This window comes from Frondihabitans sp. GW821-FHT04F02, assembly GCF_059420045.1.
Window position 1 is genome coordinate 467,574 of the sequence record NZ_JBWKSZ010000003.1, and the last position, 12,939, is coordinate 480,512.

Annotated in this window: 13 protein-coding genes; 6 read left to right on the top strand and 7 right to left on the bottom strand. The window is 71.7% G+C overall.

Annotated elements, in window-relative coordinates; genetic code table 11:
* Positions 1-60 precede the first annotated feature (60 nt).
* From AC07TY_RS10950 to AC07TY_RS10960, 3 genes are all read left to right on the top strand, one after another.
* Positions 61-675: a DedA family protein gene (locus tag AC07TY_RS10950; protein WP_494785363.1), complete on the top strand. Its 615-nt coding sequence runs from the start codon at positions 61-63 to the stop codon at positions 673-675.
* Positions 676-739: 64 nt separating this feature from the next.
* Positions 740-1,045: a hypothetical protein gene (locus tag AC07TY_RS10955; protein ID WP_123506395.1), complete on the top strand. Its 306-nt coding sequence runs from the start codon at positions 740-742 to the stop codon at positions 1,043-1,045.
* A 140-nt stretch (positions 1,046-1,185) separates the two neighbouring features.
* Complete coding sequence (locus AC07TY_RS10960) at positions 1,186-2,241, top strand: FUSC family protein (protein ID WP_494785364.1); 1,056 nt, start codon at positions 1,186-1,188, stop codon at positions 2,239-2,241.
* A 251-nt stretch (positions 2,242-2,492) separates the two neighbouring features.
* Here the strand turns inward: AC07TY_RS10960 and AC07TY_RS10965 are convergent, their stop codons facing one another.
* Positions 2,493-3,761, bottom strand: a complete 1,269-nt coding sequence (locus tag AC07TY_RS10965; RefSeq protein ID WP_494785365.1) for an MFS transporter — start codon at positions 3,759-3,761, stop codon at positions 2,493-2,495.
* Between the two features lie 118 nt (positions 3,762-3,879).
* Here AC07TY_RS10965 and AC07TY_RS10970 point away from each other — a divergent pair, with 118 nt between their 5' ends.
* Entirely contained in the window at positions 3,880-4,470 is a 591-nt protein-coding gene (locus AC07TY_RS10970) for a hypothetical protein (RefSeq protein ID WP_494785366.1), read from the top strand.
* A gap of 19 nt (positions 4,471-4,489) precedes the next feature.
* Here the strand turns inward: AC07TY_RS10970 and AC07TY_RS10975 are convergent, their stop codons facing one another.
* From AC07TY_RS10975 to AC07TY_RS10990, 4 genes are read right to left on the bottom strand one after another with little or no spacing between them, the layout of a single operon-like run.
* Positions 4,490-5,767, bottom strand: coding sequence for an aminotransferase class III-fold pyridoxal phosphate-dependent enzyme (locus tag AC07TY_RS10975; RefSeq protein ID WP_123506398.1), 1,278 nt, complete (start codon positions 5,765-5,767; stop codon positions 4,490-4,492).
* A gap of 10 nt (positions 5,768-5,777) precedes the next feature.
* The gene (locus tag AC07TY_RS10980; protein ID WP_494785367.1) at positions 5,778-6,548 is read right to left on the bottom strand and encodes a hypothetical protein; all 771 of its coding nucleotides are present in this window, start codon (positions 6,546-6,548) and stop codon (positions 5,778-5,780) included.
* Positions 6,548-7,825 (bottom strand): MFS transporter, encoded by a 1,278-nt coding sequence (locus AC07TY_RS10985; protein ID WP_494785368.1) that lies wholly within the window; start codon positions 7,823-7,825, stop codon positions 6,548-6,550. The genes AC07TY_RS10980 and AC07TY_RS10985 overlap by 1 nt, the downstream gene beginning before the upstream one ends.
* On the bottom strand, positions 7,822-8,433 hold the full coding sequence (locus tag AC07TY_RS10990; RefSeq protein WP_494785369.1) for a TetR/AcrR family transcriptional regulator: 612 nt from the start codon (positions 8,431-8,433) through the stop codon (positions 7,822-7,824). Before AC07TY_RS10990 ends, AC07TY_RS10985 begins: the two co-directional genes overlap by 4 nt.
* A gap of 186 nt (positions 8,434-8,619) precedes the next feature.
* Between AC07TY_RS10990 and AC07TY_RS10995 the strand changes: the two genes are divergently transcribed.
* Positions 8,620-9,675, top strand: coding sequence for a Gfo/Idh/MocA family protein (locus tag AC07TY_RS10995; RefSeq protein WP_494785370.1), 1,056 nt, complete (start codon positions 8,620-8,622; stop codon positions 9,673-9,675).
* Here the strand turns inward: AC07TY_RS10995 and AC07TY_RS11000 are convergent.
* Together AC07TY_RS11000 and AC07TY_RS11005 are read right to left on the bottom strand one after the other, a co-directional pair.
* On the bottom strand, positions 9,672-10,346 hold the full coding sequence (locus AC07TY_RS11000) for a hypothetical protein (protein ID WP_494785371.1): 675 nt from the start codon (positions 10,344-10,346) through the stop codon (positions 9,672-9,674). The two genes, AC07TY_RS10995 and AC07TY_RS11000, sit on opposite strands and share 4 nt — an antisense overlap.
* Before the next feature lie 216 nt (positions 10,347-10,562).
* Positions 10,563-12,068: an MFS transporter gene (locus AC07TY_RS11005; protein WP_494785372.1), complete on the bottom strand. Its 1,506-nt coding sequence runs from the start codon at positions 12,066-12,068 to the stop codon at positions 10,563-10,565.
* Between the two features lie 126 nt (positions 12,069-12,194).
* Here AC07TY_RS11005 and AC07TY_RS11010 point away from each other — a divergent pair, with 126 nt between their 5' ends.
* Complete coding sequence (locus AC07TY_RS11010; protein ID WP_233580002.1) at positions 12,195-12,791, top strand: TetR/AcrR family transcriptional regulator; 597 nt, start codon at positions 12,195-12,197, stop codon at positions 12,789-12,791.
* The last annotated feature ends 148 nt before the right edge of the window (positions 12,792-12,939 follow it).

Sequence of the window (12,939 nt, forward strand, 5' to 3'; positions counted from 1 at the left end):
CAGTGTTTCACGCGGCCGATTCTTCACCGTTTCTGAGAGCCGCCGATTCAGGATCAGGCCGTGATCTTCGACCCGCAGTCCTTCCTGACCTCGCTCGGCCCCGCCGTGCTCATCGGCCTCGGCGTGATGGTGTTCATCGAGTCGGGGCTGCTGTTCCCCTTCCTTCCCGGCGACTCGCTGCTGTTCACCGCCGGGCTGCTGGCCGCGAGCGGCGTGATCGGCGTGCCCGTGTGGCTCGTCATCGTCGTGGCCTTCGTCGCAGCCGCCCTCGGCGACCAGGTCGGCTACTGGCTCGGACACCGTTTCGGGCGCCGCCTGTTCAGGCCCGACGCCCGCCTCCTGAAGACGAAGCACCTCGAGGAGGCCGAGGCCTTCTTCGCGCGGTACGGCGGCGCGGCGCTGATCCTGGGCCGATTCGTGCCGGTGGTGCGCACCTACGTGCCGCTGGCCGCAGGCACGAGCCGGTACCGGTACAGCCGCTTCTCAGTCTGGAACCTCGCGGGCTCCTCGATCTGGACGGCCAGCGTCTCAATCCTCGGCGTGATCCTCGGTCGGATCCCGTTCGTCCGCACGCACATCGACGTGCTGTCGATCCTGGTGGTGGCGGTCTCGGTCCTGCCGATCGTCGTCAGCGGCGTCGTGCGCGCGAGGAGGTCGCGGACCCCTGTGGCGTGAGCAGGCGGCCGCGACCCGATCGCGCCATACTGGCGAGGTCCGCCTCACACCTCAGGAGCCCCTCATGTCAGACATCTCCGACGCCTACGACGAGCTCGTCCTCGACCTCAGCCAGGACGAGGACGACGATGTCACCGTGACCGACGACGGGCTTCTGGCCCGCGGCACGCTCTTCCTCTACCTCGAAGGCGACTCGATCGTCATCAAGCTCCCGGCCGACCGCAGCGACGACCTCGTCGCCCGCGGCGTCGCGAAGGCGCACGCCGACGGAGCCGGCTGGGTCTCGATCGCCGACGTCGAGCTGTGGCCGGAGCTCGCGGGCGAGTCGCACTCGTTCGTGGGCGAGCCCGCTGTCGGCGGCGAGAGCTAGGCGCTCCTTCTCGCGAGATGGCCCTCGCCGTCGGCCCGGCGTGCCCGGACCGACGGCGAGGGCCATCTCGCCGTTGTCGATCAGCCTCTCCGGGCGTAGGATGATTATGTTCTTATAACTGATCGAGAGGCGGGGAGCGGGTGAGCTCGAGCACAGCACCAGGCGGAGCAGTCTCCGAGTGGCGGCGCGAGCTCCTGTCGGTCCTCCCGCACAACCGCGCGCACTGGGGTGCCGTGCGCGCGGCGATCGTCATCACGATCCCGATCGCGACCCTCGCCCTCACCGGGCACGCCGACCTGACGCTCTACGCCACGTTCGGCGCCATGGCCGGCGTCTTCGGCCGCCACGCGACCTACTCCGCACGCCTCTACCAGCAGGCGGTCGCCGGCCTCAGCCTCTCGCTGGCCGTCTTCGTCGGCACGGCGGTCGGGGTCGTCGCACCGGGTTCGTTCCTGGCCGTCGGCGCGATCGCCGCCCTCTCGCTCGTCGGCCTCCTCGTCTCGAAGCGCGTCGGCCTGCTCCCGGTGCCGTCGCTGTTCCTCGTCTTCGCGGCGGGGAGCACGTCGTCGTTCCGCCACGCGCCGGCCGACCTCGTGCTGGCGGCCGCCCTGCCGCTCGGGGCCGCGGCGCTGGCGATCGTGGTCGGGCAGGTCGGCCGGATCCTGCCCCCGTCTCGCGCCACCAAGCACCCCCGTCGCGAGATCGTGCCCCTGCGCGCCGTGCTCGCGGCACCGGGCGCTCGGCTCGAGATGGTGCGGTACGTCGTCGGCCCCCTCGTCGCCGGAGCCATCGCCACGGGCGTCGGTATCGGACACCCGTACTGGGCGGCCGTCGCTGCGACCGTCCCGCTCACCGGGGCCACCCTCGGCGCGAAGTTCGGCCGCGGCACGCAGCGCCTCGTCGGAACCGTCGTCGGCGTGCTGCTCGCAGCCGCGCTCATCGGAGCCGACCCGCCGCTGGGCGTCCTGATCGCCGCCGTCGGCGTGGCCCAGCTGCTCGCCGAGCTGTTCGTGCTCCGCAACTACGCGCTGGCGACCATGGCCGTCACGCCTCTCGCCCTGATCATGGTGCACCTGGCGTCGCCCGCCCCGCTCGGGACGCTCATCGCCGACCGGCTCGTCGAGACGGTCATCGGGGTGCTCGTCGCTCTGGTGCTGCTCGTCGTGACGTCGCCGCGGCGTCGCGCGCGGGCCTAGGCCCCGTGGCGTAGCGCGTGCGCGTCGTGCTGCACCACGATCAGGACTCGGCACCACGCGGGCTTCGCAGCACACCACGATCGGGGACTCGGCACCACGACTTTCTGCGGTGCGGAGTCCCGATCGTGGGCCTCACCGTGCGCGGACTCCCCGCACCACGATCGGGACTCGGCACCACGACTCTCTGCGGTGCGGAGTCCCGATCGTGGTGCGAGCCAAGGCCCGCCCGCAGGCGGGCAGCGGGCGTCGCCCTAGGCGTCGTGCGGCGCCCCGATGATCCCGATCTCGCCGGTGACGGGCGCAAGCGACGGGTCCTGCTTGAGCGGGAACAGCCACCGGTTGGCGATCACGACGATGGTGAACACGCCGATCACGACGGCGCCGAACGGGGCGAGGAAGCGCACGTCGCCGGCCGCGAGGATGGCCCCGCCGACCAGCGAGCCGCTCGAGATGCCGATCTGCGCGGCACTCTGCCGGATCGCCGACGCCGAGTCGCGGGCCTGCGGCGCCACGCGCATCGCGGTCTGCTGCACGATGAGCGGCACCGACGAGAATCCGGCGCCCCACACCAGCACGGCGATGACCGTCACGACGGTGCTGCGGGTGATCGAGAGCGTGACCAGGGCGAGCACGACGGCCGTGAAGCAGCCGATCAGCGCCGCACCGGGGCGCCGATCGACCATCCGCCCGACGACGACTGTGGCCGCGAGCCCCATCGCGCCGTAGCCGAGCAGCAGCAGGCTGAGGCCCGATCCGCTGATGTGCCCGCTCCGCTCCACGATGGGCGCGGTGAACGTGTAGGCGGCGTAGTGGCCGAGGCACCCGAGCGTCGTGACCGCGCAGACGAGCGTGATGGCGCGCGAGCCGAGCAGCCGGCGCACGGCGGAGAACTGCGACCGCATGCTCGAGGCGGCCTGAGCGCGGGTGACCGGGGTCTTCGGAAGGAAGACGATCACGCCGACGAGCGCCACGGTCCCGGCCCCGGCGAGCACCCCGTACGCGGCGCGCCAGCCGACGGCCTGGCCGAGCAGCGTGGTGATGGGCACGCCCAGCACCATTCCGACGGTCGTCCCGGCCATGACCAGCGACGCCGCCTTGCCGCCCTGCCCGCGGGGCCCGAGCCGCTGGGCGACCGGGGCCATCACCGACCAGAACACCCCGTGCGCCAGCGCGGTCAGGATCCGCGCGATCACCAGCACCAGGAAGGTCGGCGCCAGGGCGGCGGCCGTCTGCGACACGACGTACGCGGCGACGAGGCAGGCGATGAGCACGTGCCGCGGCACCTTGAGAGTGAGGCTGGTCAGCGGGATCGCCCCGGCCGCCGCGAAAGCGGCGTAGACGGTGACGAGCAGCCCGACCTGCGCGGGAGTCACCTGCAGCCCCGACGCGATCTGCGGCAGCAGCCCGACCGGCAGGGTCTCGGCGGTGAAGTAGACGAAGCCGGTGCCGGCGAGCGCCGCGATGGCTCCGTACCGGAGACGGTCGGGGTAGTCCGTGGTGGGCGCCGCCGTTGTCGTCACAGGCTCAGCGTAGCCCTGCCCCCGTCCCGCTCCGGGCGCAGGAACTGGCGCCCCGCCGCCGAGCCTCTTCTCGCGCCCGGCTCCGCCCGATAGCGTGGTGGCCCGCGAGAGGAGCACCATGACCGAACTCGACGAGGCCATCGAGCGCTTCGCGCGGCCGCGGCGGAACGTCGTCGCCGTGCCCGAGGAGACCGATGAGCAGGCGGGTTCGTGGGCCCTCGAGCTGCTCCTCGCCGAGACGGCCATCGCGCTGCGGAGGCGCGGGATCGAGCCGGTCCCGACCGTCATGGAGGCCCGCGCGGGCGTGTACAAGGCCGTCGCGGCGTGCTGGCCGCTGGAGCTGTTCGCCCTGACGACGCGGGGCGTGGCCCTGCCCTACACGATGCTCACCGGCTCCGCCTTCGGCATCGACCCTCCCCCGCGGCCGGACGCCCCGGTCATCTGCGTTCGCCCGACCCCGATCGTCGTCGGGCCCGGGCCGGGCGACGTCGAGGTCAACCGTCGCGGGCAGCTCCTGTGGCGCTGGTCGGCTCCCGCCGACGGCCGTCACAGCGCCGGCCCCATCGTCGACCAGCCGTGGACGACCGGCTTCCGCGAGCGCTTCGACGTCAACGCCTCGCAGCACCGGCCCGGCCCGCTCGTCGAGCCGATCGCCTTCGCGATCGTCGACCACCTCGCCGGGCGCCTGGAGCGCGGAATCGTCCACTGACCGGCGCCCGCACCACCGCCTAGCGCCGTGCGGCCACGATCCCGAACGCCTCGTGCGCGATCTCGAGCGAGCGGTCGACGTCCGCCTCGGTGAGCGCCGCGTTGATGAAGTGGTTGTGGTGCGATGTGATGAACATCCCGCGCTGCACGCACTCGGCGACCCACTGCTGGTGCAGCATCAGCGAGTCGTCGTCGGCCAGCCGCAGATAGAACAGTGCCGGCTCGCCGGAGGTCGCCAGGGTGAGCCCGTGGTCGGCGGCACCCGCGACCAGGCCGGAGGTCAGCCGCTCGCCGAGCGACCGGAACAGCGTGGGCGCGTCGAGCTCCCGGAGCTTCGTGAGACACGCGATGCCCGCCGCGAACGGCACGGCGCTCATCCAGTAGCTGCCGGTGTAGGTGATGCTGCTGACGGCGTCCTTCAGGGAGTCGCGGCCGCAGAGCGCCGACACGTTGTAGCCGTTCGCGAGCGCTTTGCAGAAGCAGATCAGGTCGGCACGGAAGCCGTAGAAGTGGTCGGAGCCGGCGAGGTCGAGCCGGAACCCGGCACGCACGTCGTCGACGATGAGCACGACGCCGTGCTCGTCGCAGAGGCGGCGCACCGCCTGCCAGTAGCCGTCGGCGGGCAGCTCGTTGTCGACGAAGTTGCCGTGCATGTACGGCTGGGCGATGAGTCCGGCGATCTCGCCGCGGTGCTCCCGCAGGGTCGTCTCGAGAGCGGCCAGGTCGTTGAACGGCACCGTGAGGTTGTTCGCGACGTCCTCTTCGAGCACCCCGGGGTAGTCGAGCTTCTGCGTCCAGGGTGCGACGCCGTGGTAGTAGCCCTTGACGAAGACGATCTTCTTGCGGTGCGTCGCGGCCCGGGCCGTCATCACGGCGAGGGTCGTGACGTCGCCGCCGTTCTTGGCGAAGAACGCCCAGTCGGCGCTGGCGACGGTGTCGACGAGCAGCTCGGCGAAGTCGACCATGATCGACGAGGGGATCGTGACGACGTCCTCCTGACGCTGCTGCGCCTCGGCCGCGGCGACGACGTCGGGGTCGTTGTAGCCGAGCACGTTGGGGCCGTAGCCGCACATGTAGTCGATGTACTCGTTGTCGTCGAGGTCCCAGAAGCGGGTGCCCTCGGCGCGCGACGAGAACCGCGGAAAGGCGTCCTCGGGGATGTAGCAGCCCTCCGACGGCCCCTGGTGGCCGTAGATGCCGGATGGGATCACGGCGGTGGCGCGGGCGAAGGCGGCGCGGCTCTTCGGGTACTTGTAGGGCTCCGTGGTGAACGGCTTGGCGGGGGTCGAGATGCTCATGCGTTGTCCTTTACGAGAGGTACTGACCGGCGCGGTCGAGGATGCGGCTGACGTTGTCGACCATCGGCACGTAGCCGCTCATGGCGAGGCGTCCGTCGCAGACGCAGGCGAGCGCGCTGAGGTCGCCCGCGAGGATGCCTCGGGCGACCTCCATGTCGGCGAACGCGAGGATCGCGCGGGGCGACGGCGACTCGGCGGCGACGAACGTCAGGCGGTGGTCGGCGACGCGCAGCGTGTACGAGACGGCGTCGCCGATGCGCACCGACAGATCGCCGTCGGGCATGAGGCTCGCGCTGGCTCGTCCGCTGCGGTCGTGCGTCGCGAGCTCGGCGACCGCGCCCAGGGCGACGACGAGGGTGAGGACCGTGCTCGTGTCGCGGAAGGCCTCGTCGGCGAGGTCGTCGGCGGAGGGCCGGAGGTATCTCGTGAGGAGCTCGGCCAGGGGCGCGAAGACCCCGGTGAGGAAGGGGATGCGGTGGAGACCCGTGACCGGGATGGGTGTCGCGGTTCCTGCGACCACCTTGTTGAAGGCGCGGGGCCCCGCGAACGGGAGCGTGATCGTGCCCCGGCCGGTCGCGGGGTCGACGGTCACCCCGCCGTCGGCGAAGCGCAGGGCGGCTCGCGGCCCCCCGCGCACGGCGAATCCGATCGACGTCGGCCGATCGTTTCTCTCGACCAGGGCGCGGGCCTCGGGCACTCGGGCGCAGAGCTCGCCGAGTGCTCCGAGCACCCCGTGCAGGTTGACGAACGCCAGAGCGCGGTCGTCGATCGTCGTCAGCATCAGCGGACCCCTTTCACGGGAGCGAGGGCCGCGGCGCCGGCGATGCCGAAGACGCCGACGGCCACGAAGAGCAGCCAGAAGCCGCCGACCGCGACCACGAGACCGGCGCCGGCGAGCGGTGCCAGGGCCTGCGGGATCGCGTAGGCGATGTTCATGATGCCCAGGTCTTTGCCGCGGTCGACGGCCGACGGGAGCACCTCGGTGGCGAGGGCCTGGTCGACTGCGAGGAACGCGCCGAACCCGAAGCCCGACAGCGCCCCGGCCACATAGACCATGGGCTCGGAGGGAGCGGCGATGAGCAGGATCCCCGCGGCCGCCTGCATCACGGCCGTGATGACGACGAACATCTTGCGGCGGCCCAGCCGGTCGGACAGCCCGCCGAACCACAGCGACGCGATCACCGAGAACACGCTGTAGATCACCGTCGTCACGAGCAGGACCGTCTCGGCGTCGCCCTCGGGCAGCGTCAGCCCGAACATCAGGAAGTACAGCAGCAGCGTCGTCGTGAGCGCGTTCGCCCAGTTGACGAGCACGCGGCTCAGCAGCGTCCAGCCGAAATCCGGGTGGTTCCTCGGGTCGATCCAGAATCCGCGCAGGAACTCGGCCACCCCCAGCCGCGGCCGCTCGCTCCGGGCCAGCACCCGGTCGGGCATCCGCACCGCGAACGCCGCCACGCACACGACGAGCAGCACGGCCACGAGCGCGTAGCCGGCGAAGAGCGACAGCCCGAGCGCGAGCACCGCGAGCAGCCCCACCAGCGCGCCGACCGGCTGCGGCGCCGCCATCCATCCCGAGATCGTGCCGCGCTGGCCGACCGGCACCTGGTCCGAGATCACGGCCGTCAGGGCCGCCGTCAGCACGCAGAAGCCGACGAGCGTCACCACCCAGAACACGGTGACCCCGACGATGGACGACTGCACGCCGAGCAGCACGAGTCCGATGGCGAAGAGCACCGCTCCCGCGGCGATCCACGGCCGACGCCGGCCGAACGGCGACAGGGTGCGGTCGGACAGCGCACCGGTGAGCGGGTACGCCACGAGCGCGAAGACGCCGGCGATCGCCGACACCACGCCGAACGCGACGACGTTGGCCACCCAGTCGGCCGGGTCGAGATTCAGGACGGCGGCGACCTGCTCGGGCAGCAGGAGCTGGATGGGGGTGAGCTGCGCGATCCAGATGCCGAACCAGGCGAGCGAGAAGAGCTGGATCCAGCGGCGGCCGACCGGAGCGCGGAGGGCGGCGGCCGTCGCCTCGACGGTGACCTCGTCGGCGCTCACACCCGCACCCGCTGCGCGGCGCAGCCGGCCAGGCTCGCCGCGGCGAGCCGGGCGGTGCGCCGGGCCGCCTCGGTGTCGCGGTCGGCGAGCCAGGTCGTCGTGAGGCCGTCGAGCAGCACGATCGCGAGCCGGGCGATCTCGGCCGGCGGCACCGTCCACTCGACGCCGGCCCGAGTGGCCAGCGCGCCCTCGGCGAGCGCGAACGAGCTCGCGTAGTAGTCGCGGGCACGGCCTTCGAGGCCCGGCGTGCGCTGGGCGTAGGCCATCAGCTCGAGGAGGGCCTGCTGCTGGTCGGGGTGGGCGGCCAGGACGTCGAGATACAGGTCGAGGGCCCGGAGCACGACGGTCTCGAGGTCGGCGTCGACGTCGGAGTCGATCTCGACGGCCGCGACGGCGATGGCCCGCTCGCCCTCGGTCACCGACTCGATGACGCGGTCGATGAGGTGGTCGTACGAGTCGAACGCGTAGTGGAACGCCGACAGGGGCACCCGGGCCTCGGCCGTGATCGCCCGGGTCGACGCCGAGGCGACGCCCTGCCGCGCGATGACCCGGATCGCCGCGTCGACGAGCAGCTGCCGCGTCTCGGCGAGTGGTCGTCGCTGTGCCATGGCATCCCTCTCGGTCGATCGTCCAGGTCGGTCGATCCGAAGCACAGTCTGGCCGTGCCCGAGCGCTGCGGCTAGAGGACGCCGAGAGCTGTTACAGACCCGGCGCGAGCGCGAAACACTGCCGAAACCGGGCCGGTAGAGTGGATGTAACGTGGTTAGCACGAGCCAAGCACTGAAAGGCCGACGATGTCCCTCACCCTGCCCACCCCGGTCCTCCCCGATCCCGCCGCCGTCCCCGCCCTCCACTGGGGCGTCATCGGCACGGGCATCGCCGACCGCTTCGTGCTCGCCCTGCACGCCCACACGGCGCAGCGCGTCGTCGCCGTGACGGCGCGCGACGCCGAGAAGACCGCCGCGTTCGCCGCGCGGCACGGCATCCCGCGCGTGGCCGAGTCGGTCGACGCACTCGTGAACGACTCCGAGGTCGACGTCGTCTACATCGCGACCCCGCACCCCCTGCACCGCGAGCAGGCTCTGGCCGCCATCGCCGCCGGCAAGCACGTGCTCATCGAGAAGCCGATCGCGATGTCGGCCGACGAGGCCCGCGAGATCACCGACGCCGGCCGCACCGCGGGCGTGTTCGTCACCGAGGCGATGTGGACCCGCTACCTCCCGCAGACCGAGATCCTCCGCCTGCTCCTCGCCGACGGAGCCATCGGCGAGGTCCGCCTCGTCACGGCCGACTTCGGCTTCACCATGCCGTTCGACCCGTCGCACCGCCTCTGGAACACGGAGCTCGGCGGCGGGGCCCTCCTCGACGCCGGCGTCTACCCGATCTCGTTCGCGGCCTCGGTGCTCGGCACCCCGACCGACATCGTGACCCGGGGCGACCTCGGCCCCGGCGACGTCGACGCCCGCGCCGACCTCCTCCTCTCGTACGCGTCGGGTGCCCGCGCCTTCGCGTCCACCTCGCTCGTGACCGCCCTTCCCGTCGTCGCGTCGGTGATCGGCTCCGAGGGCCGCATCGACCTGCCCAGCCCGTTCTTCGGCCCCAGTGGCATCACCTGGACCCGCGGCGGCATGGGCTCCGACGAGACGGCGACCTGGATCGACGACCGCTTCGAGGCCGTGCACGAGGGCCTCGGCTACCAGGCGACGGCCGTGGCGTCGTACATCGGCGAGGGCCTCGCCGAGTCACCCGTGCACACGCACGACGACATCGTCGGAGTCATGCACGTGATCGACGTGGCGCGCGCGGCGATCGGCGGGCAGGGCGGCGGGGACGGAGTTCCTGCGCCCTAGGGGGTCGTGGCCGTGCGATACGGTGCCCAGCTGGTGAAGCCGGCGAGCACCTCGTTGGCTCGGCGCGCTCGGGCGAAGCCGAGGAGGTTCGGCGTGTAGATCGACAGCGGGAGGTCGACGGAGTCGTGGCCGCCCGCCCCGATGCGGACCCGCACGGTTCGAGCGTCGGGGGCGTACGTGCCCGCGCCGACGCGCTGGAAGGCGGCGGCGACTCCGTCGACCTCGCGCCACGAGAACGTGACGGTCGGCGCCTCGTCGGTCGACTGAGCCCACAGCTCGACGCCCTGCCAGCCGGCCGAGACCAGGAAGCGCGCAGGCAGGCCGATCCCGGGGCGGACGGCGGCGAGCGCCGTGCGGACCAGTGGCGTGCGCGGGGCCACGAACACGACGGCGTCGGGACGCAGCCGCTCGATGCGACCCACGCGGCACGCGACGATGCGGCTGCGGACGAGCGTGGCCGCGCTGCCGACTACGAGCGCGGCGACCGGCACCCCGATGCGCAGGCCGTTGATGATCGGATGCTCGGTGACCGCGTCGCGGATCACCGGCTGCACGACCAGCAGCAGCCCGATCATCGCGACCACGGCCAGCGCGCCCTTGGCCCGCTGCCGTGGGGTCGGCGCCGTATCGTCGAAGCCCTCTCCGGTGCACTGCGGCGCTGCATCCCCCATGCGACCAGCCTAGGAAGGGCCGTGCGTCGGCGCCTCCCCCACATCGGGTCGCGTCGAGGGGCCGGTCGCTGTCGGAGCCTTCCCCTGTGAGATCGGGCGAATCTGCCGTAGATGGTGCGGGTTCGCCCGATCTGACTTGCTGACGACACGGGGCGCAGGAACTCGCACAGCCGCCGCCGAGGTCTGACCCCGGCGGCGGCGGGGAGTTCCTGCGCCCTACTGGGCGAGCAGGTCGTCGACGTCGTCCACGCCCGCGGCGACCGCGTCGTCGTGGCGCTTGCGCAGGCCGGGCGCCGCGAGGGCCGCGACGATGGCGAGGGCTCCGACGCCGGCGCACGCCCAGAACCCGATCGTGAAGGTGTCGCCCGACGGGAGCGCGATCGAGCCCGCCGGCGTCGTGAAGACCTTCGAGTGCGACGAGATGAGGGCTGCGATGACGGCGGTTCCGACGCTCGAGCCGATGGTGCGGACGACGGTGTTGGCGCTGATGGCCTCGCCGGTCTGCGCCTTCGGGACGCTCTCGATGATGGCATTGGACGCCGCCGCCAGGCCGAAGCCGATGCCCGCGCCGGTGAGGATGCCCGAGAGGAGGATCTGCCAGGTGTGCTCGTGGGTGAGCGCCGGCAGGACGAACGCCGCCGTGAGCAGGATGCCGCCGATGACCAGAGGCGGCTTCGCGCCGAGCCTGCGCACCAGGGCGCCGGAGATCGGCGAGACGACGATCATCATCAGGACGGTCGGCAGCAGGAAGAGGCCGGACTGCGAGGCGTCCTTGCCGAAGCCGTATCCGGTGAAGGCCGGCAGCTGGAGCAGGGTCGGGACGAGCACGAAGGTGCCGTACATCGCGAAGCCGAAGACGAGCGCGACAGCGTGGGCGGTCCAGACGCCGCGGATTTTAAAGAGTCGGACGTCGATCAGCGGCTCTGCGACGCGGAGCTCGATCAGCACGAACGCCACCATCGCGAGTGCGCCGACCGCGAGGAGGCCGATCGTCTTGAAGTCGCCCCAGCCCCAGGTCTCGCCCTCGGAGACGGCCAGCAGCAGCGAGACGAGCGAGACCGTCAGGATGACGGTGCCGACGAGGTCGAGGCGGCCGGGCTTGCGGATCGGCGACTCGGGCATGCCGAAGATGATGCCGGCGAGCGCGATGACCACGAGGATCAGCGGCAGCCAGAACAGGAAGTGGTAGTTGAGGTGCTGCACGATCGGGCCCGCGGCGACGATGCCGATGCCGGCGCCGATTCCGAAGATGCCCGAGAGGAGGCCGATCATCGTGCTGACGCGCTCCTTCGGGAACTCGTCGCGGACGATGCCGATCGACAGCGGCAGAACGGCGCCGGCGGCACCCTGCAGGATCCGCGCGACGATGAGGACGCCGAGGCTCGTGGCGAGCGCGGCCACCAGCGTGCCGATCAGGAGGAGCGACATCACGACGATCAGGATGCGGCGCTTGCCCAGCATGTCGCCGAGGCGGCCGAGGATCGGCGTGAGCACCGACGCCGAGAGCAGGTAGGCGGTGATGACCCAGCTGACGTTCGACGTCGAGGCGTTCAGGTCTTCGCCGATGGTCGAGAGGGCCGGGGCGACCAGCGACTGGAGGACCGCGTAGGCCAGGCCACCGAGGGCCAGGTACACGATGACGAGGGTGAGGTTCGGCTTGTGCTCGCTGTGCTCGGCAGCGGCGATGGAGCCCGTGGTGGGCTCCTGAAGGGTGTCTGACATCGGTCTCCGGAGTCGTGTAAACAATTGCTGACTTGTGAAGACTAGTGATTCGCCGAGCAATGTCAACTTTTGTTTACATCGACGAGACGGGCCGGTACGGTTGCGGGACTTGGGAGGATGAGCACCATGACCACCGACAGCCCCGTCGCATCGCGCAGCCGCGACGCCGAGAAGACGCGCCAGGCGCTCCTCGAGTCGGCGCGCAGCCGCTTCGCGCATGACGGGTACGCGGCCACCACCGTCCGCGACATCGCGACCGACGCCGGCGTCAACGTCGCCCTGATCAACCGCTACTTCGGCAGCAAGGAGGGGCTGTTCGCCGCCTGCCTGAACCGCACCGTCGAGCAGATGGAGCCACCGGCCGAGTCGCAGACGACGTTCGACCAGATGGTCGCCAGCCTCGTCGCGCGCGTCGCCGACCAGTCGGGCGGCGTCAAGCCGCTCGAGTTGCTGCTTCTCATTCGGTCGTCGGGTGACGAGAAGGCCGACGAGATCCGCCGTGCCACCCTCACCCGCTACACCGAGAGCATGGCGGCGATCGCCGGCTGGAAGCGCGACGACCCCGCGACCGAGGCGCTGCTGCTGCGGGCCCAGATCGCGATGGCCACGGGGTTCGGAATCGTGCTCTGGCGGGCGTCGACCGAGCTCGGCCCGCTGGCGTCGGCGTCGGCGGCCGATCTGTCGGGGCCGGTGGGCGACGTCGTCACGGCGCTGCTGCGCTGACTCGGCGGGTCACTGCCGGACGGGGCGCCGGCGCCCCGCCCAGCCCCGTGGCATCGAGACTCCAGAATTGGCCCTTTTCTGCGGCGGAACCGGGGCCAACGCTGGAGTCTCGACGGCGCGGGGGGCGGCGGCGGCGGGGGGCGGGGGC

Bases quoted from the DNA above. Each gene is read 5' to 3' on its own strand.
- AC07TY_RS10955 (WP_123506395.1), top strand. From the start codon at position 740: ATGTCAGACATCTCCGACGCCTACGACGAGCTCGTCCTCGACCTCAGC.
- AC07TY_RS10970 (WP_494785366.1), top strand. From the start codon at position 3,880: ATGACCGAACTCGACGAGGCCATCGAGCGCTTCGCGCGGCCGCGGCGG.
- AC07TY_RS10975 (WP_123506398.1), bottom strand. From the start codon at position 5,767: ATGAGCATCTCGACCCCCGCCAAGCCGTTCACCACGGAGCCCTACAAG.
- AC07TY_RS10980 (WP_494785367.1), bottom strand. From the start codon at position 6,548: ATGCTGACGACGATCGACGACCGCGCTCTGGCGTTCGTCAACCTGCAC.
- AC07TY_RS10990 (WP_494785369.1), bottom strand. From the start codon at position 8,433: ATGGCACAGCGACGACCACTCGCCGAGACGCGGCAGCTGCTCGTCGAC.
- AC07TY_RS10995 (WP_494785370.1), top strand. From the start codon at position 8,620: ATGTCCCTCACCCTGCCCACCCCGGTCCTCCCCGATCCCGCCGCCGTC.
- AC07TY_RS11000 (WP_494785371.1), bottom strand. From the start codon at position 10,346: ATGGGGGATGCAGCGCCGCAGTGCACCGGAGAGGGCTTCGACGATACG.
- AC07TY_RS11005 (WP_494785372.1), bottom strand. From the start codon at position 12,068: ATGTCAGACACCCTTCAGGAGCCCACCACGGGCTCCATCGCCGCTGCC.
- AC07TY_RS11010 (WP_233580002.1), top strand. From the start codon at position 12,195: ATGACCACCGACAGCCCCGTCGCATCGCGCAGCCGCGACGCCGAGAAG.